20 protein-coding genes, 2 tRNA genes and 1 pseudogene are annotated in these 24,606 nt (G+C 69.6%); 15 read left to right on the top strand and 8 right to left on the bottom strand.

What is annotated here, in order from left to right:
• Positions 1-298: pseudogene (locus BMZ82_RS34840) on the bottom strand (LLM class flavin-dependent oxidoreductase); the annotation flags it as partial.
• Positions 299-444: 146 nt separating this feature from the next.
• Between BMZ82_RS34840 and BMZ82_RS34835 the strand changes: the two are divergent.
• The gene (locus BMZ82_RS34835) at positions 445-1,026 is read left to right on the top strand and encodes a biotin transporter BioY (protein WP_093781404.1); all 582 of its coding nucleotides are present in this window, start codon (positions 445-447) and stop codon (positions 1,024-1,026) included.
• Positions 1,027-1,158: 132 nt separating this feature from the next.
• Here BMZ82_RS34835 and BMZ82_RS34830 read toward each other — a convergent pair whose 3' ends face one another.
• Positions 1,159-1,872, bottom strand: a complete 714-nt coding sequence (locus BMZ82_RS34830) for an LPXTG cell wall anchor domain-containing protein (protein ID WP_093781403.1) — start codon at positions 1,870-1,872, stop codon at positions 1,159-1,161.
• Positions 1,873-2,073: 201 nt separating this feature from the next.
• Between BMZ82_RS34830 and BMZ82_RS34825 the strand changes: the two genes are divergently transcribed.
• Positions 2,074-3,906: a protein kinase domain-containing protein gene (locus tag BMZ82_RS34825; RefSeq protein WP_143098968.1), complete on the top strand. Its 1,833-nt coding sequence runs from the start codon at positions 2,074-2,076 to the stop codon at positions 3,904-3,906.
• Between the two features lie 66 nt (positions 3,907-3,972).
• On the opposite strand, the gene BMZ82_RS34820 is transcribed toward BMZ82_RS34825, so the two are convergent.
• Positions 3,973-5,436: an amino acid permease gene (locus BMZ82_RS34820; RefSeq protein ID WP_093781402.1), complete on the bottom strand. Its 1,464-nt coding sequence runs from the start codon at positions 5,434-5,436 to the stop codon at positions 3,973-3,975.
• Positions 5,437-5,661: 225 nt separating this feature from the next.
• Here BMZ82_RS34820 and BMZ82_RS34815 point away from each other — a divergent pair, with 225 nt between their 5' ends.
• Entirely contained in the window at positions 5,662-6,147 is a 486-nt protein-coding gene (locus BMZ82_RS34815; protein ID WP_093781401.1) for a ribose-5-phosphate isomerase, read from the top strand.
• 827 nt (positions 6,148-6,974) lie between these two features.
• Entirely contained in the window at positions 6,975-7,781 is an 807-nt protein-coding gene (locus tag BMZ82_RS34810; protein WP_093781400.1) for an Fpg/Nei family DNA glycosylase, read from the top strand.
• Between the two features lie 49 nt (positions 7,782-7,830).
• Here BMZ82_RS34810 and BMZ82_RS34805 read toward each other — a convergent pair whose 3' ends face one another.
• Positions 7,831-9,102, bottom strand: a complete 1,272-nt coding sequence (locus tag BMZ82_RS34805; protein WP_093781399.1) for a GNAT family N-acetyltransferase — start codon at positions 9,100-9,102, stop codon at positions 7,831-7,833.
• A 163-nt stretch (positions 9,103-9,265) separates the two neighbouring features.
• On the opposite strand from BMZ82_RS34805, the gene BMZ82_RS34800 reads away from it, so the two are divergent.
• Together BMZ82_RS34800 and BMZ82_RS34795 are read left to right on the top strand one after the other, a co-directional pair.
• Positions 9,266-10,450 carry a PP2C family protein-serine/threonine phosphatase gene (locus BMZ82_RS34800; protein WP_093781398.1) on the top strand — a complete coding sequence of 395 codons (1,185 nt, stop codon included), beginning with the start codon at positions 9,266-9,268 and terminating at the stop codon, positions 10,448-10,450.
• A 55-nt stretch (positions 10,451-10,505) separates the two neighbouring features.
• Positions 10,506-10,958: an HD domain-containing protein gene (locus BMZ82_RS34795; protein ID WP_093781397.1), complete on the top strand. Its 453-nt coding sequence runs from the start codon at positions 10,506-10,508 to the stop codon at positions 10,956-10,958.
• Positions 10,959-10,963: 5 nt separating this feature from the next.
• Here BMZ82_RS34795 and BMZ82_RS34790 read toward each other — a convergent pair whose 3' ends face one another.
• Positions 10,964-12,118, bottom strand: coding sequence for an acyltransferase family protein (locus tag BMZ82_RS34790; protein WP_093781396.1), 1,155 nt, complete (start codon positions 12,116-12,118; stop codon positions 10,964-10,966).
• 390 nt (positions 12,119-12,508) lie between these two features.
• On the opposite strand from BMZ82_RS34790, the gene BMZ82_RS34785 reads away from it, so the two are divergent.
• Positions 12,509-12,703, top strand: a complete 195-nt coding sequence (locus tag BMZ82_RS34785; protein WP_093781395.1) for a hypothetical protein — start codon at positions 12,509-12,511, stop codon at positions 12,701-12,703.
• A 22-nt stretch (positions 12,704-12,725) separates the two neighbouring features.
• On the opposite strand, the gene BMZ82_RS41065 is transcribed toward BMZ82_RS34785, so the two are convergent.
• The gene (locus BMZ82_RS41065) at positions 12,726-13,193 is read right to left on the bottom strand and encodes a DUF6083 domain-containing protein (protein ID WP_177244807.1); all 468 of its coding nucleotides are present in this window, start codon (positions 13,191-13,193) and stop codon (positions 12,726-12,728) included.
• Positions 13,194-13,368: 175 nt separating this feature from the next.
• Positions 13,369-13,439: transfer RNA gene (locus tag BMZ82_RS34775), tRNA-Gly, on the bottom strand.
• Between the two features lie 165 nt (positions 13,440-13,604).
• Here BMZ82_RS34775 and BMZ82_RS34770 point away from each other — a divergent pair.
• From BMZ82_RS34770 to clpX, 5 genes are all read left to right on the top strand, one after another.
• Positions 13,605-13,681 (top strand) — tRNA-Pro (locus BMZ82_RS34770).
• A 306-nt stretch (positions 13,682-13,987) separates the two neighbouring features.
• A complete protein-coding gene (tig, locus tag BMZ82_RS34765; RefSeq protein ID WP_093781394.1) occupies positions 13,988-15,382 on the top strand; it encodes a trigger factor in 1,395 nt (464 codons plus the stop codon).
• Between the two features lie 387 nt (positions 15,383-15,769).
• Positions 15,770-16,375 (top strand): ATP-dependent Clp protease proteolytic subunit, encoded by a 606-nt coding sequence (locus BMZ82_RS34760; protein WP_177244809.1) that lies wholly within the window; start codon positions 15,770-15,772, stop codon positions 16,373-16,375.
• A gap of 227 nt (positions 16,376-16,602) precedes the next feature.
• The gene (locus BMZ82_RS34755; RefSeq protein ID WP_093781392.1) at positions 16,603-17,283 is read left to right on the top strand and encodes an ATP-dependent Clp protease proteolytic subunit; all 681 of its coding nucleotides are present in this window, start codon (positions 16,603-16,605) and stop codon (positions 17,281-17,283) included.
• Between the two features lie 182 nt (positions 17,284-17,465).
• Positions 17,466-18,755, top strand: a complete 1,290-nt coding sequence (gene clpX, locus BMZ82_RS34750; protein ID WP_093781391.1) for an ATP-dependent Clp protease ATP-binding subunit ClpX — start codon at positions 17,466-17,468, stop codon at positions 18,753-18,755.
• A 78-nt stretch (positions 18,756-18,833) separates the two neighbouring features.
• Here clpX and BMZ82_RS34745 read toward each other — a convergent pair whose 3' ends face one another.
• Entirely contained in the window at positions 18,834-19,874 is a 1,041-nt protein-coding gene (locus BMZ82_RS34745) for a hypothetical protein (protein ID WP_093781390.1), read from the bottom strand.
• A 136-nt stretch (positions 19,875-20,010) separates the two neighbouring features.
• Here BMZ82_RS34745 and BMZ82_RS34740 point away from each other — a divergent pair, with 136 nt between their 5' ends.
• The 3 genes from BMZ82_RS34740 (at position 20,011) to BMZ82_RS34730 (ending at position 24,584) form a co-directional block, all read left to right on the top strand.
• Entirely contained in the window at positions 20,011-22,635 is a 2,625-nt protein-coding gene (locus tag BMZ82_RS34740) for a valine--tRNA ligase (RefSeq protein ID WP_093781389.1), read from the top strand.
• 89 nt (positions 22,636-22,724) lie between these two features.
• On the top strand, positions 22,725-24,209 hold the full coding sequence (locus BMZ82_RS34735) for a bifunctional tetrahydrofolate synthase/dihydrofolate synthase (protein WP_093781388.1): 1,485 nt from the start codon (positions 22,725-22,727) through the stop codon (positions 24,207-24,209).
• A gap of 9 nt (positions 24,210-24,218) precedes the next feature.
• Positions 24,219-24,584, top strand: coding sequence for a DUF4233 domain-containing protein (locus BMZ82_RS34730; RefSeq protein ID WP_093781387.1), 366 nt, complete (start codon positions 24,219-24,221; stop codon positions 24,582-24,584).
• The last annotated feature ends 22 nt before the right edge of the window (positions 24,585-24,606 follow it).

Raw genomic sequence — 24,606 nt, 5'->3', positions numbered from 1 at the left:
GGGGGGGCAGTTCGGCAGGCAACTCGGCATCCAACTCAAGCGTGCCGGACGGCAGTTGCAGCAGTCGCTCCAGGTTGGCGACCCCGTGCCGGTGCACGATGTGGTCCTCGAGCACCTGCTCGTTGGCCCGCGCCTCGGCCTCCGTGGAGCCGAGCACCGGGACGATCCCCGGCAGCACTTTCAGGTGCTCCGGATCCCGACCGGCCTGCCGCGTACGGGACTTGATGTCGGCGTAGAAGGCCTGCGCGTCGCCGAGGGTCTGCTGCGCGGTGAACACCGCCTCCGCACCTCGTACCGCGTGTAACCGCCACGCTTTGTCCGGAGCCCACCAAGGCCGCGAACGCCCGTTTGTCGAACACCGACGGTGATCGTCCGCATGCCCCTGGGATAGCGTCACCGTGTCCTGATCCGTCCCGGCACCCGTCCCGACCTTGCGGAGTCCCCATGAGCAGCACCGCCGTCGCCAACCCCGCCCGTCCCGGGCAGGTCCTCGCCGACCTGCTCCCCGCCTCCCGTGTCCGGGACGTCGCACTCGTCCTCGGCGGCGCCGCGCTCACCGGCCTCGCCGCGCAGATCGCGGTGCCGGTGCCCGGCAGCCCGGTCCCGGTGACCGGCCAGACGTTCGCCGCACTGCTCGTCGGCACGTCGCTCGGCGCCCGCCGCGGAGTCTCCGCGCTCGCCGTCTACGCGCTGGCCGGTCTCGCCGGCGTGCCGTGGTTCGCGGGCGGCGCCTCCGGCATCTCCGTCTCCTTCGGCTACATCCTCGGCATGATCCTCGCGTCCGCCGCCGTGGGCGCCCTGGCCCGCCGCGGCGCCGACCGCTCCATGCTGCGCACGGCCGGCGCGATGCTGCTGGGCGAGGCGATCATCTACGCCGTCGGCGTCCCGTACCTGGCCTACGCCACCGGAATGTCGGCCTCCGCCGCCCTCGCGGCCGGCCTCACCCCGTTCCTGATCGGCGACGCAGTCAAGGCGATCCTGGCGATGGGCCTGCTGCCGACGACATGGAAGCTGCTCCAGCGCTAACGCTCGTCAACCGAACTCAACCGCCTTCAACTACCGCCGAAGAGGCTCGCCGGCCCGCGCACCGAGACGCGACCCGACGAGCCTCTTCGACGTTCCCGGCGTCTTTCACCCTCTGTCTCTCTCGGTGCGGGATCAGCTCACCGGTCGCCGCCGCGACCACCACACCCCGGCCGTGCCCGCCGCGATCAGCGTCGCCCCGGCCGCACCGAGCGGCAGCAGGTCCCGTCCGACGCCGGTCTTGGGCAGTTCGTCGCCGCCGGGAGCCACGGGAGTGTTGTCGGTGCCGAGCAGCAGCGGGGTGGCGGGGGCGTTCGGCGACGGGTTCGTCGTACCGAACGGCACCGGGCCCTGCTGCCAGAACGTCTTCTTCCCGTCACTGGTCTGGACGGGCAGACAGATCTTCCCGGTCTTGCTGAGATCGAAGGTCGCGTCGACGGCGTACGAATTCGACGCCCCGGCCGCGAGATTGTCGATGGGGCAGGAGAAACCGCTGTTGGATCCTTCCGGAAGATCTTTCTCCGCAATCGCGGAACACCCCTGAACGCTTTTTACCGTGAGCCCGTCGAACCCCACGACCAAAAGCCGTATCTGCCCGCTGTCCTTGGTCCCCTCGTTCTTCACCGTGGCGGTGATCGCCGTTTTCTTGGAACTGTTGTCGACCGAGATCCGCTCCGGCAACAGGGTCGTCGTCTTCACGCCCGCAGGCGCCTCGTCGACGGACTTTCCCCCCTTGCCGCTGCCCGGCCCCTGGTCATCCGCCCCGGCGGGGAAGGAAAGGATCAACATCGCCGAGAAAGATGCCATGACCAGCGATCCGGCGATGGTCGTCGCACGACGAGAACTCATGTTCGCCCCCCTTGGCTGCGCCTGAATTCGCAGTACTTGAAGAGGTACCACAAGATTTCTCCGCACTATGCTGGTACGGCCTTAAGTGTGACTATTGTGTTTCAGGGGTCGGGTAATGGACCGTAGCCGAGGGGGTGCAGCGGATTGCCGGGAAATTCGGGAAACACGGGGAATCCGGGGAGCGGCGGTTTTCCGGGGTTGCTGGTGACGGGGCGCTATCGGCTGGTCGAAAGTATTGGCCAGGGGGGAATGGGGCGGGTGTGGCGGGCCACCGACGAGGTGCTCGACCGGCAGGTCGCGGTGAAGGAGATGCGCATCGACGGCCTCGACCCGGAGGACACCCGCACCCGCCGCGAACGCACCCTGCGCGAGGCCAGGGCCACCGCCCGCATCGACCACCCCAACGTGGTGCGCGTCTACGACGTCGTGGACGAGGGCGAACGCCTCTGGATCGTCATGGAGTTGGTCGTCGGCCGCTCCCTCGAGCAGATCATGGCCGAGGAAGGACCACTGGCCCCGCACGAGACCGCCCGCATCGGCCTGGGCCTGGTCACGGCGCTGCGCCAGGTCCACGCGAGGGGGGTCCTGCACCGCGACATCAAACCGGGCAACGTGCTGGTGGAGAACACAGGGAGCAGGGGGAGTAGGGGGAGTAGGGGGACTAGGGGGAGCAACAGGGAAGGGACCAGAGAAGGGAACGGAGAAGCGGCCAGGGAAGGAACCGGCGGGCGGGGCGAACACCGAGTCGTCCTCACCGACTTCGGCATAGCCGCGATCCAGGACGCGAAGGCGTTGACCATGGTCGGGATGCTGGTCGGCTCCCCCGACTACATGGCCCCCGAGCGCATCTCGGGCCGACCGCAGGGCCCGCCGTCGGACGTGTGGTCCCTGGGCGCGACACTCTGCGCCGCCCTGGCCGGCCACTCCCCCTTCGCCCGCGACACCACCCTGGCGACCTTGCACGCGGTCCTCTATGAGGAACCCCAACTCCCGCCCACCGCGGGCCCGTTGTACGACGTCCTCACCGCCCTCCTCCAAAAGGAACCCACGGTCCGAGCCTCCCTCACCGACCTGGAGACGGCCCTGGCCCCCATCGCCCACCCACCCCCGACACCAACACCACCACCCCCAACACCACCACCGACACCGGGACAACCCTTCGCCGAAGTCTCCGCCCGCCCCCAGGCCCGGACCGAAACGGCCCCGGAGGAGACGCGCCGCCCGGTCCCCCGCCCCCACTCCGGCGTCTCCCTCATCCGAGCCCAAGCGCCGACCGAACGCAGGCCGATTCCGGAAGCCACCCCCACCCCGCACGCGGAGACCCGGCGCAGGGAGATACCGCCGGACGGCGAACTGCCCGGCCCGGCGGTCCCGTCCGCCACCCGGCGACGAAGGGACAACGGCCGCCCGGGACACCGCCGTACCGGAGTGATGGCCGCCATCGGCGTCGTAGCGGTAGGCACGATCGCCGCGATCGTGCTGGCGTCACCCCCGGGCCCGCACGACAACAACAAGGACAACCAGGCCACGGCCACCAGCCCAAGCACCAGCCCCAGCCCCTCGACCTCCTCCATGTCACCCACGGTCGAGGGGACGTTCAGGCCGCCGAGCCTGCCCCCGGGGGCGCATCAGGAGGCGGGCGGGTACGCGTGGGCGACGCCCAAGGGCTGGCGGCGGGACGTGAAGACGGGCGCCGAGGTGCACTACACGTCCCCCGACGGCACCCAGGAACTGGTGGCCAAGTCCTCCCTGGCCCGAGGCGACCTCATGGACACCTGGCAGACCTCCGAAGCCAACGCCCACCAGGGCCGGGGCTACCGCAAGATCCGCCTGGAGGAGACGACGTTCCGAGGCCGGCCGGCGGTCGTCTGGGAGTACGCCTTCACCCTCCAGGGCACCTACTGGCACGCCCGTCTGCTGGGCTTCAACGAGAGCGGGAAGTCGTACCAGATCAACACCTGGTACCAGCCCGAGACCGAGGCGACGGCCCTGAAGACGTACGAGAGGGTGAAGACCAGCTTCACGGTGCTATGAGAAAAGGGGCCCGCCGAAGCGGACCCCTTTCACACGCTCAAGAGAGCTGACACTCGGCAGAGCTGATTACGAGACGTCGGCCTGGACACTGTCGGCCTTGGCCTTGGCCTTGATCCGGCTTTCCTTCACGAGGGCGATGAGGACGACGACGCCCGCGACGGCCAGCGACAGCAGGACGGTCGTCCGCCCACTGCTCGCGCCCTCCGTGTCGGTCAGCATGTACCCGAGAACGAAGACGATCAGCGCGGCGGTGGCCCAGGTCAGGTACGGGTACAGCCACATCTTCACGATCAGCTTCTCCGGCGACTCGGCCTGGATGATCTTCCGCATCCGCAGTTGCGAGAGGCAGATCACGAGCCACACGAACAGGGCCACGGCCCCGCTGGAGTTCACGAGGAAGAGGAAGACGGAGTCCGGGAACCGGTAGTTGAAGAAGACGGCGACGAACCCGAAGACGACGGAGGCGATGATCGCCGCGAGGGGAACGCCACGGCTCGTCGTCCGGGCGAAGACCTTCGGCGCGTCGCCCCGCTCGCCGAGCGAGAAGGCCATGCGGGAGGCCGTGTACAGCCCGGAGTTGAGGCAGGACAGCACGGACGTCAGCACGATGAAGTTCATGAGCTGACCGGCGTGCGCGATGCCGAGCGAGTCGAGCGCGGCGACGTAGGAACCCTCCTGCTTGATGGAGGGGTCGTTCCAGGGCAGCAGCGTGACGACGACGAAGATCGACCCGAGGTAGAAGACGCCGATCCGCCAGATGATGCTGTTCGTGGACTTGGTGACGGCGCGCTGCGGGTCCTCGGACTCGCCGGCCGCGAGGGTCGCGATCTCGCTGCCCATGAAGGAGAAGACGACGAGCAGGACGCCGGTCAGGATGGCGCCGGGCCCGTTGGGCAGGAAGCCGCCGTGGTCCGTGAGGTTGCCGAGTCCCGCCTTGGCGCTGTCGACACCGGGCAGCACGCCGAACACGGCGAGCCCGCCCACGACGACGAACGCGCCGATCGCGACGACCTTGATGCCGGCGAACCAGAACTCGAACTCGCCGTAGGAGCTGACGGAGACGAGGTTGGTGGCGGTCAGCACCACCATCACGATGAGCGCCCACCCCCACTGCGGGACGGCGGGAATCCACCCTTCGAGGATCTTCGCGCCGGCCGTGGCCTCCACGGCGAGCACGACGACCCAGAAGAACCAGTACAGCCAGCCGATGGAGAACCCGGCCCAGCGGCCGAGCGCGCGGTCGGCGTGCGCGGAGAACGAACCGGAGGTCGGATTGGCCGCCGACATCTCCCCGAGCATCCGCATCACCAGCACCACGAGCATGCCGACGAGGGCGTAGGAGAGCAGAATGCCGGGGCCGGCGGTGGCGATACCGGAGCTGGAACCTACGAACAGCCCGGCACCGATGACGCCGCCGATGGCGATCATCGAAAGGTGCCGGTTCTTGAGACCTGCGTGAAGTCCGGGGCCGGGTTCTCCGGGACCTCCGGGGCCGCTTTCGGCCTTGGCGAGGGTCGGCTGCGAAGTCATGGGGACGGTTTTCCTTTGCGCCGCGTGATGGGAATCGTGCGGGGGAGCACTGGGTAGTGCCGGGGAGCGCACGATCCGGTCCAGTGAATCCGAGGTGAATGAATTCGGGAACCTTTGATTTCAGATCGTTACTTGAGGATCCCCTGAGCTTCACAGGATTGTTGAACTTTTTCGGCCGCGACACCCGGCGCTGCTGCCCGGCAACACCCGTGTCACACTCGTGCCATGCGCGTGTATCTCGGCTCGGACCATGCCGGCTTCGAACTCAAGAACCACCTCGTCGAATGGCTGAAGGCGGCGGGTCACGACCCGGTCGACTGCGGCCCCCACATCTACGACGCCCAGGACGACTACCCGCCCTTCTGCCTCCGCGCCGCGGAGCGGACGGCCGCGGACGCCGACTCCCTCGGCATCGTGATCGGCGGCTCCGGCAACGGCGAGCAGATCGCGGCCAACAAGGTGAAGGGCGTCCGTGCCGCCCTCGCCTGGAGCGAGGAGACCGCGTCCCTCGGCCGCCAGCACAACAACGCCAACGTCGTCGCGGTAGGCGCCCGCATGCACACCCAGGACGAGGCGACGAAGTTCGTCGAAACCTTCCTGGCCACCCCGTTCTCCGAGGACACCCGCCACATCCGCCGAATCGACATGCTGGCAACCTACGAAACCACCGGCACCCTCCCCCCCATCCCCGCACACCACCCCCACCCCTGACCCCACGCACACCCACCCACGACAACCGCAGCCACGAACCACACCGACGGCCGCGCAGGGGCGCGCGAGGGCAGATGGGCCGACTGGGAACGCGGGCCTGAGACACGTCCTCCACCCCACAGCCCCAAGGCGCTGAGAAACGGGCTGCGTTTCAGCCTCCAGGGACGAACCCGGGTCCAGTCCTCAGGGACGAACCCCGGGTGCAGTCCTCAGGGGCGACCCCCGGGCGCAGCCCCCAGGGACAGGCCCCCGGGCATAGCCCCAAGGGGACGGGCTCAGGGCACCGGCCTGAGGGACGGGCCGTCGGTCCACGTCTCTGAGCGCGGACTGTAGCTCCAGAACCGGCAGGCACCGCTGCAGGCGCAGGACTACGGCGCCAGCCGGTGACGTCCGGCTGACGTGTCGGCCGGACGGATCCTGGGGCGGATACGTCAGCCGGGGATGCAGGCCTGAGGCGCAGCCCCGGGGACGCGGAGCGGAACCCCCAGTAAGGGCTGCGGCGCCGCAGCGCCCCGGGGCCGTGGTGACTGGCGCGGCGCGGGGCGCGGTGGTGAAGTACGGCAGGGCTGCAGCGGCGAAGCCGCACCCCAGGGAAGCGGAACCGAAGCCCCGGCATGGGCACCTGCGGCGCAGCACGGCGGGCCGTGGCGGCGAAGTGCGACCGGGTCGCGGCGGCGATGCAGGAGGGGGTGCAGGGGCGGAGCCCCGTTGGGGTGCAGGGGGCGGAGCTCCCGTGGGGTTCGGGGCGGAGCCCCGAAGAGGGTTCAGCTCTTGCGCAAGCGAGTCGGGCGGGTGGGTGGGCAAGGTATGACGATGAGGAGAGACCGGTGCCGGAAGGCCACACGATTCACCGACTGGCGCAGGACTACGCCCGCTTCACCCACCGCACCACACAACTAACCAGCCCCCAGGGCAAGTTCACCGACGCCGCCGCCCTCCTCAAAGACGCCACCCTCACCCGCACCGAGGCCCACGGCAAACACCTCTTCCTCGGCTTCACCGGCGACGTATGGATCCACATCCACCTCGGCCTCTTCGGCAAGGTCACCTTCGGCCCGGCCCCGGCCCCGCCTCCCACGGACACCGTCCGACTCCGCCTGGCCGACGGCACGTCGTACGTGGATCTCCGGGGCCCCACCACCTGCGCCCTCATCACGGACCCCGAGAAGCAGGCCGTACACGCCCGCCTCGGCCCCGACCCCCTCCGCGCCGACGCCGACCCAGCCGCCGCGTACACCCGCGTCGCCCGCAGCCGTACGACGATCGCCGCCCTCCTCCTGGACCAGAAGATCATCGCCGGCGTGGGCAACGTCTACCGCGCCGAAGTCCTCTTCCGGCACCACATCGACCCGTACCGCACCGGCAGGACCATCACCCCCACCGAGTGGGACGCGATCTGGACCGACCTGGTCGCCCTCATGCGCGAGGGAGTCCGCAACAACCGCATCGACACGGTCCGTCCGGAACACACCCCCGAGGCGATGGGCCGCCCGCCCCGCGTCGACGACCACGGCGGCGAGGTGTACGTCTACCGGCGCACCCACCAGCCCTGCCACCTCTGCGGCGACACCATCCGCACCGCGGACCTGGCAGCCCGCAACCTCTTCTGGTGCCCAACCTGCCAAAAACCCTGACAGTCCCCAGCCCCCTCCCGCTAGCCACCCCCCTGCTATCCGCCCCCGCTCAAAACCCATGCGGCAACCAAGGCGCCGCCCCCGCCCCGAACCCCACCGCCGCCCCCGCCAGCGCCCCCCGCCGCACCTCCCGCACCCGCCCCGCCGCCCCGAGCGCCCCGAGGCTCACCCCGCCCAGGTACGCCGCCCCCAACTCCCGTACGGACAAGGAAAGATCGGCGGCGTCGGACGTACGCCCGCAGACCGCCCCCTTGGCGTCCCCGGACAGCCGCCAACGCCCGGAGTTCCAGGGGCAGAAGTCGTCCTCGACCGCCAACACCACATCCACCGGCGCCTGATACGTCCGCGCCTCCAGCGCCGCGCCCACGTCCACCAGCCGCAGGTACAACGAGTCCCGCACCCGCAGCTCGCACCGCCGGATGTCGGACACGAGATGCTGCCAGCCCTCGTCCACCGGCCGCCCCCGCACCTTCAGCGTGCTCGTCAGGTCGATCCCGAACAGGAACCGCCACAGCGCCGCCTCCGACACCGGATCGAGCCCCGCGAGGTCCTGGAGCAGCACCTGCCCGTTGTGCCCGCTGTCCGTCCACTCGGGCCGCACCCGGAACCGGACGTACCCGGTGACCTCACCGCCGCGCTCCGCGAGCACGCACTGCAACGGCGACGCCCCGCCCCGCCCGCTCTCCGGATCGAGCAGCCCCAGCCGCTCCCACCCGGGCCGCCGCGCGAGCATCCCCGGCCGCCCGGGCACGGTCCGCGCGTACACCGCCTCGCACGCGTCGAGTTCCGCGCCGGGATCGACGTACCGCAGCCGTACGCCGTCCGTGCCGGCCGGGACGGACAGCCGTACCCGACTCGTGTCGATCTCGGCGTGCAGCCCGAAGCTCGCCGCCGCGTACCCGAACCGCCCGTAGATCACGGGCTCGGAGGCGGTGAGGACGGCCAGCGGCTCGCCCCACGCCCGCACGTCGTCCAGTTGCCGCCGCATCATCGACGTCAGCAGCCCGCGCCGCCGGTGCGTCGGGCTCACCCCGACCATCGTCACGCCCGCCGCCGGCACCGAGGCCCCGCCCGGCACGGTCAGCCGGAAGTCGTACGCCCCCGCCGTCGCCACGCACGCGCCGGCGTCCCACACCCCCAGGGAGCGCTCGTACGGGGTGAGCGCCCTGAACAGCTCCCGTTCCTCGGCCGGTTCCTCGACCCCGCCGAAGGCGCGGATCAGGGTGTCGTACCACTCGTCCCATTCGTCCCGCCGCAGGGTCCGCAGGCCGTCCGCAGGCCGGGACCCGCCGCTGCTCGCCTCACTCGCCGCACTCGTCATGGGTTCATGCCTAGCAGCCCGATGCGGGACGAGCCAGGCAATTTCGCCCTCCTGGCGACGCGAGCGCTTTCCGTGAAGTTCACTGTGAAGTTGGGCCTCGGACGGGGGACAAGTGGGACCTCCCGTGCCAAGCGGCGGGTTCGATGGATAGGGTCCCGAACTAATGGCAGAAGGACGACAGCGGCGCGCGGAAGCCGAGACGTTGGCGGCCCGGTTGAAGCACTGGATGCACCGGGTCCGCACCGGCGTGCGCAGAAGCGCCGTGGACTACTTCCGGGGCGACGGCTCGGACTGGATCGCGCTGGCCTTCCTGCTGCTCACCGTCCCGCTCATCGCCCTCACCACCCTCGCCAACTCGGTGTGGTGCTCACCGGCCGCGCTGGTCCTGCCGATCGTCGCCGGCGGCCTGGTGCTGCGCCCGTCGAGCCTGCTCGGCCTGTACGCGGCGGCGGCCACCGCCCTCATCGTGGAGTCCGTGCAGCTCGGCCCGTACACCGAAGGCCCCTCGCGGGTGACCCCGGGCGTGGTCCTGGTCGTCGCGGCATGCGGTTTCTTCGGGCTGCTCATCGCCCAGTTCCGCAGCCGGGTCGGCGTGCCCTGGCGGCGCGGCGGCACCATGCTCTTCGACCTGCGCGAACGCATCCGCGTGCAGAGCAAGCTGCCGAACCTGCCGCACGGCTGGCACCGCGAGATGGCGCTGCGGCCGGCGGGCGGCCAGTCGTTCTCCGGCGACTTCGTCGTCGCGGCCCGCACGAACGGCGGCCGCACCATGGAGGTCGTCCTCACGGACGTGTCCGGCAAGGGCATGGACGCCGGTTCGCGCGCGCTCCTGCTGTCCGGCGCCTTCGGCGGCCTGCTCGGCTCCCTGCCCCCGCACGCCTTCCTCCCGGCCGCCAACGGCTATCTGCTCCGCCAGGACTGGGACGAGGGCTTCGCGACCTCCATCCACCTGGTCCTCGACCTCGACTCCGGCGACTACGAGCTCTACTCCGCCGGCCACCCGCCGGGCCTCCAGCTCAGCGCGGGCAGCGGCCGCTGGGAGGAGAAGGCCGCCGAAGGCCCCCTCCTCGGGGTGTACGACGGCGCGCAGTTCGACCCCGTGAAGGGCTCGCTGCGCCCCGGTGACGTGCTGATGCTCTTCACCGACGGCTTGGTGGAGACCTCCGACCGGGACATCGTCGAGGGCATCGACCGCCTCACCGGCGAGGCCGACCGCTATGTGGCCGGCGGCTTCCAGGGCGCCGCCTGGCACCTGATCGAGGCGGTCGCGAAGGACGTCAACGACGACCGCGCCCTGCTGCTGGTCTGCCGCGAGGGCCCTACGTCCCAGATGACCCCACTCGCCTGAACCCCTGAATATCCGAGCACCTGAATATCCGAGTATCTGAGTACGGGGGACCCGCATGCTCACCCTGTCCGAGGTGGAGGCCCTGGCCCGCGCCGCCCACGAGGGCCAGACCGACAAGGCGGGCCGGCCCTACGCCGAGCACCTCCAGGCGGTCGCGGAGGGCGTACGCGCGCGTGGCGGCGACGCCGACCAGATCGCCGCCGCCTGGCTGCACGACGCCGTCGAGGACGACGCCCTGCCGCAGACCTGGCTCGACGAGGCCGCGCTGAGCGACCGCACGAAGACGGTCGTCCTGGCGGTCACCAAGCGGCCGGGGGAGACACCGGAGGCGTATGCGGGGCGCATCCTGGCCACACCGGGCGCGCTGCTGGTGAAGCAGGCGGACCTGGCCCACAACGCGAACCCGGCCCGCCTGGCCGCCCTGGACACCCCGACCCGGACCCGGTTGACCGAGAAATACGCGCACATGCACACACTCCTCGGCCTGCCGTACCGGAGCGACGAGTAAGACGACTAACCAAGCGCGCCCTTCTCCCCCTCCCGCCCCTTCTCCCGCTCACGGGCGAGGGTCGCGGCGTCCCGCTTGAACGCCCATTCCATCCGCGGCTCCACGGCGAACCGGAAGACCCGTCGCACGGGCGCGGTGCACAACAGAGTGACGGCCACGGCCGCCGTGACGCTGACGGCGATCTCGCCGAGCGGCCGGTGCAGCGCGGGGTGGTCGAACCAGCCGCGGTAGTCGGCGGCCTTGATCAGGAACCCGTGCAGCAGATAGCCGTAGAGCGTGCCCGCGCCGAGCGTGGTGCACCACATCGTGCGGCCCGGCACCCAGGAGAAGAAGCAGGCCGTCAGCAGCAGCGAGCAGCCGAACAGGGCGAGCTGCATGACGGGCCCGGCCCACCAGGGCGCGCCCAACTCCTGGGCGGAGTCGCGGTGGTAGAGCCACGAGGCGTTCATCCGCGGCACCGCCCACCAGGTGAAGGCCAGCGCGACGGCGAACACCGGCACGGCCGCGATCCGCACCGAGCGGCGACGCACCCGCCGGAAGTGCTCGGGCCGCAGACACAGCCCCAGGACGAAGAACGGCAGGAACTGCAACACCCGCTGGAGGTCCAGGTCGTCCCCGATGGCCGGGGTGACGGTCGCCAGCATGGCCACGCCCAGCGCGAGCGGCAGCGGATACCGCACGAGCTTCCAGACGGGCGTGGTGAGCCGCCAGATGAACAACGCGCACAGGAACCAGGTCAGATACCAGGGGTCGAGGAGACTGATCTCCTGGGCGGGGTTGTGGTCGACGACACGCCGGAACAGCGGATAGGCGGTCTCGAAGATCACGTACGGCACGGCGACGCCCGTGATCAGCCGCCGGAGCCGGTCGGGACTCGCGTCGAAGCTGCGCGAGAAGTAACCGGAGACGACGATGAACGCCGGCATGTGGAAGGAGTACACGAGCAGGTACGCGGCCTGCAGCAGCCGGCTGTCGCCCTTGAGCGGCTCCCAGGAGTGGCCCACCGCCACCAGCACGATCGCCAGATACTTGGCGTTGTCGAAGAACGCGTCACGCTGCGCGACGGGCCGCGCGGACGGCCGCTCGGCGGATCTGTCCGAGGACTGGTCGTGCTGCTGATCGTTCTGACTCGGAACGAGTGACGCGGCGGCGGAGAACATCCAAGGCACCCTACGTCCCGTGCACGCATTCGTAAAACACCCCAGGTCATTCCTCGTTACCCGCCTTCCCGCCCCCTTTCCTATTGAGTCGCGCCCACTTCGCAACTGCCCTTGATGTCACGATTCATCCCGACTAAAAGGTGCATAACGCCGGTTGTGTGGCGGTAGTTGACGTGCCCGCGGCCATAATTCGAATTACCTGCGCACGCGTTGTGTGAATATGGAAACCAACTGCCCCAATTCCCGGTGCGGATACGCGCTCGAATTACCGTGCGGCGCAGCCGCGCCCGGGAGACTCGCGCGATGATGCGTCACAGGCCGCATAGGGAGGCCGGGTTGGTGGCACGATGGTCTCGGGAGTGCGGACCGATCGAGGGTGTGTGATCAGTTGTGGCGATTTCACTGTCAGTGGTGGTGCTGTTGGCGATCATCCTGGTCGTACTGATCAGAGGAGGGTCGATCAAGGCGGGCCCGGCGATAGTCGCGATCCTGTTCGGCTTCTTCCTCGCGTCGACCGGCATGGCCCCGTCGATCAACCGCTTCCTCAACTCCCTGGCGGACACGATCAACTCGATCACCTTCTGACCCCGCCCTTCGTCGCGCCCCGCTACGGCTCACCCCACTCGGGGACGCACATCATGCGGTGAGCCGGCGTGACGGGTTCGCTCGGCAGCGGATCGATGCCACGCACCCGTACGGCCACGATGTCCGCGGGGACGGGGGAGCGGCCCGGAAGCCTCGTCAATCGCCACCTGAAGGCCTCCGGTACGTCTTTGGCGGGCAGTTCCACCATGGCGAGGCTGATCCACCGGTCGTAGCTGGTGGGATACACGCGGACCGACGCGCCGCATTCCGGGCAGATCGGCGGCTCGATCCATGTCACGTCGTCGGGGTCGGGATCCGGTCCGGGCGCGGCTGTGGCCCCGTCGGCTACGGCCATCTCGTTGGCGAAGGTGTTCCAACACCTCTCGCAGTAGCTCGCCATGAGGCCGAACCGCCCGCGCTCACGCACGGTGCGGCCGATCTCCCCGCAGCGATGGCATGCCGACTGGTCACGATCCCGAATCGCCCCCATGTGTTTGAGTGTGAGCGAATCCGACGGGATCCCAGTAGGTCGCGATTTGGCCGTATTCGACGATCAGAGGCGCAGATGCCATCCATACGGCCACGTCCACCCTCCACCACGGCCCCGGAAAACGATCAGGGCCAGGCGGAGAATTGAACCTCCGACCTGGCCCTGAGTCGTACAGAGCGGGCGACGGGAATCGAACCCGCGTAGCTAGTTTGGAAGACTAGTGCTCTACCATTGAGCTACGCCCGCAGAGGACGCGCCGCAGGTCAGCCGACCGCGGCACTGTGAGCATCGTAGCGGGTCGGCCCCCTGTGTCGCACACCCCGTTTCCCGGCCCGCCGCGGCCCGCCCCGGCGCTCGGCAAAAGAGGCGGTCAGACGGGCTGCGGGCATGTACCCTACGTGTCGCACCAGACGGGGTGTGGCGCAGCTTGGTAGCGCGTCCGCTTTGGGAGCGGAAGGCCGTGGGTTCAAATCCCGCCACCCCGACCATTTATCGACCGGCATCATCGCCACCGGCCGACCGGCGCCATCGCGATCGACCGACCTGCGTCATCACGATCGAACGACCGGCATCATCGCCATCGGTCGGTCATCGAAGGGCCCTCACCGGTCGTGACCGGCCACTTGTTCGGTCGGTTCGCTTGATCGCCTTTGGGGCGTGTCGTCGCTGCCGTTACTATGCAAGCTGCACGCCCGTGCGTCCTCATCCACTGAAGTCCTCCGGGCGGCTAAATCCGCCGGGCCAGTCTGGCTCCGGCAGAACCTCAAGAAGTCAGCCCCCAAGGAGACCGAACCGTGAAGAGCGCCGTGGAGACCCTGAACCCGACTCGGGTTCGGCTCAGCATCGAGGTGCCCTTCGAGGAGCTCAAGGACAGCCTCGACGCGGCGTACAAGAAGATCAACCAGCAGGTCACGGTGAAGGGCTTCCGCAAGGGCAAGATCCCCGCCCGGGTCATCGACCAGCGCTTCGGCCGTGGCGCCGTGCTGGAGGAGGCCGTCAACGACGCGCTGCCGAAGTTCTACACGGAGGCGGTCAACGAGGCCGAGATCGACGTCCTCGGCCAGCCCGAGGTCGACATCACGGAGCTGAAGGACGGCGAGACGCTGAACTTCACCGCCGAGGTCGACGTCCGCCCCGCCCTCGAGCTCCCCGAGGACTTCTCCTCCATCGAGGTCGAGGTCGACGCCGTAGAGGTGTCGGACGAGGACATCGACAAGTCGGTCGAGCAGCTCCGTGAGCGCTTCGCCTCGACCTCCCCGGTCGAGCGCGCCGCCGAGGACGGCGACGTGGTGACCGTCGACCTGGAGGCCAAGGTCGACGGCGAGGTCCTCGAGGACGGCGTCGCGAGCGGCGTCTCCTACACGATCGGCTCCGGTGAGCTGCTCGAGGGCATCGACGACGCCGTGAAGGGCCTGGAGGCCGGTGGCGAGACCACCTTCACCTCCGAGCTCAAGGGCGGCTCGGCGGCCGGCAAGGAGGCCGAGGTCACCGTCAAGGTCACCCAGGTCGCCGCCCGTGAACTGCCCGCGCTGGACGACGAGTTCGCGCAGCTCGCCTCCGAGTTCGACACCCTCGACGAGCTGAAGGCCGACAGCCGCAAGCGCCTCGAGAACATGAAGCAGTACGACCAGGCCACGCAGGCCCAGGAGCGCGTCCTCGAGAAGCTGCTGGAGCTCGTCGAGGTGCCCGTCCCCGAGAAGCTCCTCGAGGACGAGGTCAACACCCGCAAGCACAACCTGGAGCACCACCAGCTCGGCCAGATGGGCCTCGACCTCGACAAGTACCTGGAGATCCAGGGCAAGACCGCCGAGGAGTTCGACGCCGAGACCCGTGAGGCCGCGGTCAAGGGCATCAAGACCCAGTTCGTGCTCGACGAGCTCGTCAAGCGCGAGAAGCTGAACGTCAACCAGGAGGAGCTCACCGAGCACCTCATGCGCCGCGCCGCTTCCTCCGGCATGTCGCCCGACCAGTTCGCCCAGGCGGTCGTCGAAGGCGGCCAGGTTCCGCTCCTGGTCGGCGAGGTCGCCCGCGGCAAGGCGCTGGCCACGGTCGTCGAGTCCGCCACGGTGAAGGACACCAACGGCGAGGTCATCGACCTGGACGACGAAGAGGACGAGGTCGAGGCCGCCACCGAGACGGTCGAGGCCGTCGAGGGCGCCGGCGAGCCCGAGGAGAAGCCCGAGGCCTGAGCGGCTCGCGGTACTTCTGACGTAGATCCGATGTAGACACGAAGGGCCCCGAGGCGGTAGTCGCCCCGGGGCCCTTCGTGCTTCCGGCCCGCCCCCGAGCCCGTGCCCGGCCTGTCCCCGAGCCCCCGCTCGAACCCGCGCGCGGGACCGCCCGATCCCACGCCCGGGGCGAGGCGCGGAGCGCCGAAGCCCATGGATACGGTGAACACGCTGCGTCGCCGGCGACTACGCCCCCGGCGAACACTCCACTCTCCGGGATTCCCCGAAGGGACCCGCGCGTTAGGGTCCATGAGTACGAGGGCAGGGGAGTCCCCGTTGCCCCCCGCAGTACACGTGAGACGGCCCGGCGCCGTCGTAAGACGAGCAGGTGGATACGTGACGAATCTGATGCCCACAGCCGCCGGCGACCCTATCGGTGGTGGCCTCGGCGACCAGGTCTACAACCGGCTGCTCGGCGAGCGGATCATCTTCCTCGGCCAGGCGGTCGACGACGACATCGCCAACAAGATCACCGCACAGTTGCTGCTCCTTGCCGCCGAGCCGGACAAGGACATCTTCCTTTACATCAACAGCCCCGGCGGCTCGATCACGGCCGGTATGGCGATCTACGACACCATGCAGTACATCAAGAACGACGTGGTGACCATCGCCATGGGCCTCGCGGCCTCGATGGGGCAGTTCCTGCTCAGCGCGGGCACCCCGGGCAAGCGCTTCGCGCTGCCGAACGCCGAGATCCTGATCCACCAGCCCTCCGCGGGTCTGGCCGGCTCGGCCTCGGACATCAAGATCCACGCCGAGCGGCTGCTGCACACCAAGAGGCGCATGGCCGAGCTGACCTCCCAGCACACCGGCCAGACGGTCGAGCAGGTCACCCGCGACTCGGACCGCGACCGCTGGTTCGACGCCTTCGAGGCCAAGGAGTACGGCCTCATCGACGACGTCATGCCAACGGCTGCCGGCATGCCGGGCGGCGGCGGTACCGGAGCGGCCTGAGGGCCGCTGGCGGCAGCAGGGCCGCACAGGCAGCTCCCCGGAGCCCCGCCCCGCGAGCCCTCTTCCGAAGCGCCGAGGCCCTCCGGGAGTCCAGGAAGCCCCTCGGGGCCTCTCCGGGGCTCCGGAGGACCCTCAGGCCCCCCGGGGCCACCCAGGGCCTCGGAAGCCGTCAGCGCCCCGTCCAGCCCCTCCAGCCCACCGCCCCAGCCCTCTCTCCAGGAGACACCGTGAACGACTTCCCCGGCAGCGGCATCTACGCCCGCACCGAGGCCGAATACACCGGCCCCCGCGCCGAGTCCCGCTACGTCATCCCGCGCTTCGTCGAGCGCACCTCCCAGGGTGTGCGCGAGTACGACCCGTACGCGAAGCTCTTCGAGGAGCGCGTGATCTTCCTCGGCGTGCAGATCGACGACGCCTCCGCCAACGACGTCATGGCGCAGTTGCTGTGCCTGGAGTCGATGGACCCCGACCGCGACATCTCGGTCTACATCAACAGCCCCGGCGGCTCCTTCACCGCGCTGACGGCCATCTACGACACGATGCAGTTCGTGAAGCCCGACATCCAGACCGTCTGCATGGGCCAGGCGGCCTCCGCCGCCGCGATCCTGCTGGCGGCCGGTACGCCGGGCAAGCGCATGGCGCTGCCGAACGCCCGCGTGCTGATCCACCAGCCCTACAGCGAGACCGGCCGCGGTCAGGTCTCCGACCTGGAGATCGCCGCCAACGAAATCCTCCGGATGCGTGCGCAACTGGAAGACATGCTGGCCAAGCACTCCACCACGCCGATCGAGAAGATCCGCGAGGACATCGAGCGCGACAAGATCCTCACGGCCGACGACGCGTTGGCGTACGGCCTGATCGACCAGATCATCTCCACCCGGAAGATGAACAACGGCTCTCTGCGTTGACCCACGGGTTCGTCCCGTTCGGGCCCTCCTCGGCACGGTGTGACACGGTCCACGTCGCAGTGAACCGTGCCAAGGGGGACCCGAACGGGGGCCCAGGCAAGGTACCGTCGGAATAAGGCAGCACCAGGAGCCGCTGGATTCGAAAGCGTCCAGGCGTCTCCCAGGCGAAGGGGAAGCACACCGTGGCACGCATCGGTGACGGCGGCGATCTGCTCAAGTGCTCGTTCTGCGGCAAGAGCCAGAAGCAGGTCAAGAAGCTCATCGCAGGGCCCGGTGTGTACATCTGCGACGAGTGCATCGACCTCTGCAACGAGATCATCGAGGAAGAGCTCGCGGAGACGAGCGAGGTCCGCTGGGAGGAACTCCCGAAGCCGCGCGAGATCTACGAGTTCCTCGAGGGGTACGTGGTGGGCCAGGAGCCCGCCAAGAAGGCCCTGTCGGTCGCGGTGTACAACCACTACAAGCGCGTCCAGGCCGGTGAGAACGGCGGCGGCCAAAGCCGCGAGGACGCCATCGAGTTGGCGAAGTCCAACATCCTCCTGCTCGGCCCCACCGGCTCGGGCAAGACCCTCCTCGCCCAGACCCTGGCGCGCATGCTGAACGTGCCGTTCGCCATCGCCGACGCCACCGCGCTGACCGAGGCGGGGTATGTCGGCGAGGACGTCGAGAACATCCTCCTGAAGCTGATCCAGGCCGCGGACTACGACGTCAAGAAGGCCGAGACCGGGATCATCTACATCGATGAGATCGACAAGGTCGCGCGGAAGAGCGAGAACCCCTCCATCACGCGTGACGTGTCGGGCGAGGGCGTGCAGCAGGCCCTGCTGAAGATCCTGGAAGGCACCACGGCCTCGGTGCCGCCGCAGGGCGGCCGCAAGCACCCGCACCAGGAGTTCATCCAGATCGACACGACGAACGTGCTGTTCATCGTGGGCGGCGCCTTCTCCGGCCTGGAGAAGATCATCGAGACCCGGGCCGGCGCCAAGGGCATCGGCTTCGGCGCGACGATCCGCTCCAAGCGCGAGATGGAGTCCAAGGACCAGTTCGAGGCCGTCATGCCCGAGGACCTGGTCAAGTTCGGCATGATCCCGGAGTTCATCGGTCGGCTGCCGGTCATCACCTCGGTCCACAACCTGGACCGCGAGGCCCTGCTCCAGATCCTCATCGAGCCGCGCAACGCGCTGGTCAAGCAGTACCAGCGGCTCTTCGAACTCGACGGCGTGGAGCTGGACTTCGAGCGTGAGGCCCTGGAGGCCATCGCCGACCAGGCCATCCTCCGCCAGACCGGCGCGCGCGGCCTGCGCGCCATCATGGAGGAAGTCCTCCAGGCGGTCATGTACGAGGTCCCGTCCCGCAAGGACGTGGCCCGCGTGGTCATCACCGCGGATGTCGTCCTGTCCAACGTCAACCCGACCCTGATCCCGCGCGACGCGCGCGGCGGCCGCGGTCCGGGGGAGCAGAAGACGGCGTAAGCAGCTCGGCTCAACCGAAGGGGCCCCGGTCACAACCGACCGGGGCCCCTTCGCTGTTGCACGTCACGTCACCTCACGTCATGCCTTGACGCGGACCTCGTCGCGCAGCTTCGTGGTGAGGTCGATCGCCACGTCCTTGGTGATGCCCTTGGTGGTGTCACCCGGCGACACCATGGCGATGGTGCTGTAGTCGGCCCACGCGCAGAACCAGTCGGTCTTCTCCTGCTTGGTGACCGTGTCCGTCCCCGTGGCCGCCTGGCACTTCATGACCGCGCCGTCGAGATCGACCGCCTCGGGCTCGCCGACCAACTGGGCGTCCGAAGCACCGGTGCTGCCGCTGTCACTGCTGTCGCTGCTGTCGGAGGAGCTCTTCTCGGACGACTTCTTGAAGTTGGCGAAGAACAGGTCCAGCGCCTTCTCGGGGTCGGCGATCGTGCCGTAGGCGCCGGCGAACGTCATGCCCTTGGCGGTCGCGAGCTCGGCCGCGTCGGGGGCGGTGCTCGGGTCCGCGGGGTCGTACCCGGTCAGGTCCGCCGTCGAGTAGATGCCGATCACGGACGTGCCGTTCTTGACGCCGCTCTTCTCCAGGTCGGCCGCCGAGTCGTCGCCGGCGCTCGCGCCCTCCTTGGAGACCCGCTTGTAGTCGGTGAGCACGGTCGCCGGGGTGGCCAGCTTGTGCGCGCCGTCGTCCTCCAGACCGCCCGCGCCGCTGCCCCCGCCGATCACGAAGTACGCGCCCACACAGACCGCCGCCACGACCGCCACCGCGCCGATGACGATCCCCGCCTTCTTGCCGCCGCCGCTCGGCGCGGGGGGCTGCGGGACGCCGTAGGGGGCCTGGCCGTAGGGCGGCTGCTGGCCGTACGGGGGCTGGCCGTACGGCGGCGGGGGCGGCTGCTGACCGTACGGCGGCTGCTGGCCGTAGGGCGGGGTCTGCGGGGGGACGCCCTGCGGGGGCTGCTGCGGGTAGCCGTAGCCGGGCTGCGGGGCGGGGGGCTGCTGGGGGTAGCCGTAGCCGGGCTGGGGCGCCTGCGGCGGCTGGCCGTACGGGCCGGGCTGGCCGTATGGTCCGGGCTGCTGAGGCTGCCCGCCGTACGGGCCCGGCTGGTTGTGACTCATTTCTGGGTTCCCCTCCAGATGCTTATGTGATTTTCACATCCTGGCTCAAAGCCAACACCTGCACGGCGGCGGGGCCCGTACCGTCACACGGCAAACACGTTTCGGGACGGCCCGGTGACACCCCTAAACTGGGCCCGTGACCGAGAACGCTCAGCAGCAGCCACCAGCGCCCCCCACCGAACTGCCGACCCAGTACGCGCCGGCCGAGGTAGAGGGGCCGCTGTACGAGCGCTGGGTCGAGCGCGGTTACTTCGAGGCCGACGCGAAGAGCGAGAAGCCCCCGTACACGATCGTCATCCCGCCACCGAACGTCACGGGCAGCCTGCACCTGGGGCACGCCTTCCAGCACACGCTCATGGACGCCCTGACGCGCCGCAAGCGCATGCAGGGTTATGAGGCGCTCTGGCTCCCGGGCATGGACCACGCCGGCATCGCCACCCAGAACGTCGTCGAGCGTGAGCTCGGCAAGGAGGGCAAGTCCCGCCACGACCTGGGCCGGGAGGCGTTCGTCGAGCGCGTCTGGCAGTGGAAGGAGGAGTACGGCGGCAAGATCCTCGGCCAGATGCGCCGGCTCGGCGACGGCGTCGACTGGACCCGCGAGCGCTTCACCATGGACGAGGGCCTGTCCCAGGCCGTCCAGACCATCTTCAAGCGGCTCTACGACGACGAGCTGATCTACCGCGCCGAGCGCATCATCAACTGGTGTCCGCGCTGCCTGACCGCGATCTCCGACATCGAAGTCGAGTACCAGGACGACGACGGTGAGCTCGTCTCCATGACGTACGGCGAGGGGGACGACACGATCGTCGTCGCCACCACGCGCGCGGAGACGATGCTCGGTGACACGGCCGTCGCCGTCCACCCCGACGACGAGCGCTACCGCCACCTGATCGGCAAGCTCATCAAGCTGCCGCTGACCGACCGCTCCATCCCGGTCGTCGCCGACACCCACGTCGACCCCGAGTTCGGCACCGGCGCGGTCAAGGTGACCCCGGCCCATGACCCGAACGACTTCGCCATCGGCCAGCGGCACGGCCTGGAGTCGCTGACCGTCATGGACGAGCGCGGTGTCATCACCGTCCACGGCCCCTTCGAGGGCCTGGACCGCTTCGAGGCCCGTTCGGCCATCGTCGCCGCGCTGCGCGCCGAGGGCCGGATCGTCGCCGAGAAGCGCCCCTACGTCCACTCCGTCGGGCACTGCTCCCGCTGCAAGACGACGCTGGAACCCCGGCTGTCCATGCAGTGGTGGGTCAAGGTCGGCCCGCTGGCCCAGGCCGCCGGTGACGCCGTCCGCGACGGCCGGGTCGCCATCCACCCCGCCGACATGTCGAAGCGCTACTTCGACTGGGTCGACAACATGCACGACTGGTGCATCTCGCGCCAGTTGTGGTGGGGCCACCGCATCCCCGTCTGGTACGGCCCCGACGGCGAGACCGTCTGCGTCGGTCCCGACGAGGAGCCGCCCACCGGCGAGGGCTGGACCCAGGACCCCGACGTCCTGGACACCTGGTTCTCCTCCGGCCTGTGGCCCTTCTCCACCCTCGGCTGGCCCGAACAGACCCCGGATCTCAAGAAGTTCTACACAACGGACGTCCTGCTCACCGGCCACGACATCATCTTCTTCTGGGTCGCCCGGATGATGATGTTCGGCCTGTACGCGATGGACGGCGAGGTCCCCTTCAAGACCATCGCCCTGACCGGCCTGGTCCGCGACCAGTTCGGCAAGAAGATGTCCAAGTCCTCGGGCACCGCCGTGGATCCGCTGGACTGGATGAACGCGTACGGCTCCGACGCCGTCCGCTTCACCCTGGCCAAGGGCGCCAACCCCGGTGTCGACGTCCCGATCGGCGAGGACTGGGTCCAGGCGTCCCGCAACTTCGCCAACAAGATCTGGAACGCCACGCGCTTCGCGCTGATGAACGGCGCGACGGTCGACGGCCCGCTGCCGGAGGCCTCGGCGATGTCGGCGACGGACCGCTGGATTCTCTCTCGCCTGAACAAGACGGTGGCCGAAGTCGACGCGTTCTACGACGACTTCCAGTTCGCCAAACTCTCCGACGCCCTCTACCACTTCGCCTGGGACGAGGTCTTCGACTGGTACGTCGAGCTGTCCAAGACGACGTTCCAGGCGGGCGGCGAGCCGGCCGAGGTCTCCAAGCGGGTCCTGGGTGAGGTCCTCGACGTCACCCTGAGGCTGCTGCACCCGGTGGTCCCGTTCGTCACGGAGACCCTGTGGACGACGCTGACCGGCGGCGAGTCGGTCGTCGTCGCCGAGTGGCCGGCCGACAGCGGCTTCCGGGACGCGGCTGCCGAGCGGGAGATCGAGAGCCTCCAGTCGGTCATCACCGAGGTCCGCCGGTTCCGCGCCGACCAGGGTCTGCAGCCCGGCCAGCGCGTCCCGGCCCGGCTGAGCCTCGACGGCACCGCGCTCGCCCCGCACGAGGCCGCCATCCGCCAGCTCCTGCGCCTTCAGCCGGAGGGCGACGCCTTCTCCGCGACGGCGACCCTGCCGGTCGCCGGCGCCACGGTCGCGCTGGACCTGTCCGGCACGATCGACGTGGCCGCCGAACGCAAGCGCCTGGCCAAGGACCTCGCCGCCGCCGAGAAGGAGAAGGCCCAGGCCAACGCCAAGCTCGGCAACGAAGCGTTCCTGGCCAAGGCCCCGGACAACGTGGTCGAGAAGATCCGCGCCCGCCTCACCAAGGCCGACGAGGACATCACCCGCATCCAGACCCAACTGGAGCGCCTGCCCGAGGCGTAAGCGGTAGCCGTACGTCAGCGAAGGCCCCCGGAGCCGAGCGCCGGGGGCCTTCGTCTACGTCTGTCAGTGGTCGTCCGTAGACTGGCCCCGTGAGTGAAAGCGACCCCTTCGACGAGATCGTCGCCGCCGAGACCGACCGCGACCCCGACCTCGCGGTGATCGAGGCCGGCAGCCGCACCCTCCGCACCCAGGGTGGCGCGCCGCAGGGCGACGTCCCCGGGCGGCCCGAGGACCCCGAGGTCGACAAGGCCCTGCGCGAGGTCGAGGCGGAGCTCGCCACCCGCTGGGGCGAGACCAAGCTGGAGCCCTCCGTCACCCGCATCGCCGCGCTGATGGACGTGCTCGGGGACCCGCAGCGCTCGTACCCCTCGATCCACATCACCGGGACGAACGGCAAGACGTCCACCGCCCGCATGGTCGAGGCGCTGCTCGGCGCCTTCGAGCTGCGCACCGGCCGGTACACCAGCCCGCACGTCCAGTCGATCACCGAGCGGATCAGCCTCGACGGCGCGCCCGTCTCCGCCGAGCGCTTCATCGAGACGTACCAGGACATCAAGCCGTACGTCGAGATGGTCGACGGTACGCAGGAGTACCGGCTGTCCTTCTTCGAGGTGCTGACCGGCATGGCGTACGCCGCCTTCGCGGACGCGCCCGCCGACGTCGCCGTCGTGGAAGTGGGCATGGGCGGGGCCTGGGACGCCACGAACGTCATCGACGGTGACGTCGCCGTCGTCACGCCCATCGACCTCGACCACACCGACCGGCTCGGCGGGACGACCGCCGCGATCGCCGCCGAGAAGGGCGGGATCATCAAGCAGGACGCGACGGTCATCCTGGCCCAGCAGCCCGTCGACGCGGCGCAGGTGCTGCTGAAGAAGGCCGTCGAGGTCGACGCGACGGTGGCCAGGGAAGGGCTGGAGTTCGGGATCGTCGCCCGGCAGGTCGCCGTCGGCGGGCAGGTGCTCACCCTGCGCGGCCTCGGCGGCGAGTACCCCGAGGTGTACCTGCCGCTGCACGGCCCCTACCAGGCGCACAACGCGGCCGTCGCGCTCGCCGCCGTCGAGGCGTTCTTCGGCGTCGGCTCCCAGCGGCCCGAGCCGCTCGACATCGACACGGTCCGCAAGGCCTTCGCGGCCGTCACCTCGCCGGGCCGTCTGGAAGTCGTACGACGCTCCCCGACCGTCGTCCTCGACGCCGCGCACAACCCGGCCGGCGCCCGCGCCACCGCCGAGGCGGTCGGCGAGGCCTTCGACTTCAGCCGGCTGATCGGCGTGGTCGGGACCAGCGCCGACAAGGACGTACGAGGGCTGCTCGAGGCCTTCGAGCCGATCTTCGCGGAGATCGTCGTCACCCAGAACTCCACCCACCGGGCGATGGACGCCGACGAGCTGGCGGCGATCGCCGTCGAGGTGTTCGGCGACGACCGCGTCCAGGTCGAGCCGCGGCTGCCCGACGCCCTGGAGGCGGCGATCACGCTGGCCGAGGAGGACGGCGAGTTCACCGGCGGCGGCGTGCTGGTCACCGGTTCCGTCATCACCGTCGGCGAGGCCCGGCTGCTTCTCGGGAAGGGCTGAGGCCCCGTCATGCGTACGCTCTGCTCCTCGACCCTGATCGGCGAGTTCTTCGTCATCGGCTTCGCCGGTCTGGTCGCCATGAAGGACGCCGACCTGACCCCGTCCACGGTGTGGACGGTCTGCGGCATCGCCATGGTCTTCTGCGTGCTGCTGTGCGGCGTGGTCACCCGGCCCGGGGGCGTCGCCCTCGGCTGGGCGCTGCAGATCGCCCTCGTCGCGTCCGGCTTCTTCGTCCCCGTCATGTTCTTCATGGGGGTGCTCTTCGGGGCCCTGTGGTGGGCGTCCGTGCACTTCGGCCGGAAGGTCGACGAGGCCAAGGCCCGCTTCGCCGCACAGGCCGCCGCGGCCTCCGCGGATACCGCTGACGCTGCGTAACAGCCGCCCGGACACGCCCTGT

The organism is Streptomyces sp. yr375, from assembly GCF_900110755.1.
Classification (GTDB): Bacteria; Actinomycetota; Actinomycetes; order Streptomycetales; family Streptomycetaceae; genus Streptomyces.
Note: the sequence above shows the minus strand (reverse complement) of the source record. Positions and strands in the feature narration are given on the sequence as shown.

Bases quoted from the DNA above. Each gene is read 5' to 3' on its own strand.
- BMZ82_RS34805 (WP_093781399.1), bottom strand. From the start codon at position 9,102: ATGACGAGTGCGGCGAGTGAGGCGAGCAGCGGCGGGTCCCGGCCTGCG.
- BMZ82_RS41065 (WP_177244807.1), bottom strand. From the start codon at position 13,193: ATGGGGGCGATTCGGGATCGTGACCAGTCGGCATGCCATCGCTGCGGG.
- BMZ82_RS34815 (WP_093781401.1), top strand. From the start codon at position 5,662: ATGCGCGTGTATCTCGGCTCGGACCATGCCGGCTTCGAACTCAAGAAC.
- BMZ82_RS34835 (WP_093781404.1), top strand. From the start codon at position 445: ATGAGCAGCACCGCCGTCGCCAACCCCGCCCGTCCCGGGCAGGTCCTC.
- BMZ82_RS34730 (WP_093781387.1), top strand. From the start codon at position 24,219: ATGCGTACGCTCTGCTCCTCGACCCTGATCGGCGAGTTCTTCGTCATC.
- BMZ82_RS34760 (WP_177244809.1), top strand. From the start codon at position 15,770: ATGCCCACAGCCGCCGGCGACCCTATCGGTGGTGGCCTCGGCGACCAG.
- BMZ82_RS34795 (WP_093781397.1), top strand. From the start codon at position 10,506: ATGCTCACCCTGTCCGAGGTGGAGGCCCTGGCCCGCGCCGCCCACGAG.
- BMZ82_RS34800 (WP_093781398.1), top strand. From the start codon at position 9,266: ATGGCAGAAGGACGACAGCGGCGCGCGGAAGCCGAGACGTTGGCGGCC.
- BMZ82_RS34830 (WP_093781403.1), bottom strand. From the start codon at position 1,872: ATGAGTTCTCGTCGTGCGACGACCATCGCCGGATCGCTGGTCATGGCA.
- BMZ82_RS34790 (WP_093781396.1), bottom strand. From the start codon at position 12,118: ATGTTCTCCGCCGCCGCGTCACTCGTTCCGAGTCAGAACGATCAGCAG.
- BMZ82_RS34745 (WP_093781390.1), bottom strand. From the start codon at position 19,874: ATGAGTCACAACCAGCCGGGCCCGTACGGCGGGCAGCCTCAGCAGCCC.
- BMZ82_RS34820 (WP_093781402.1), bottom strand. From the start codon at position 5,436: ATGACTTCGCAGCCGACCCTCGCCAAGGCCGAAAGCGGCCCCGGAGGT.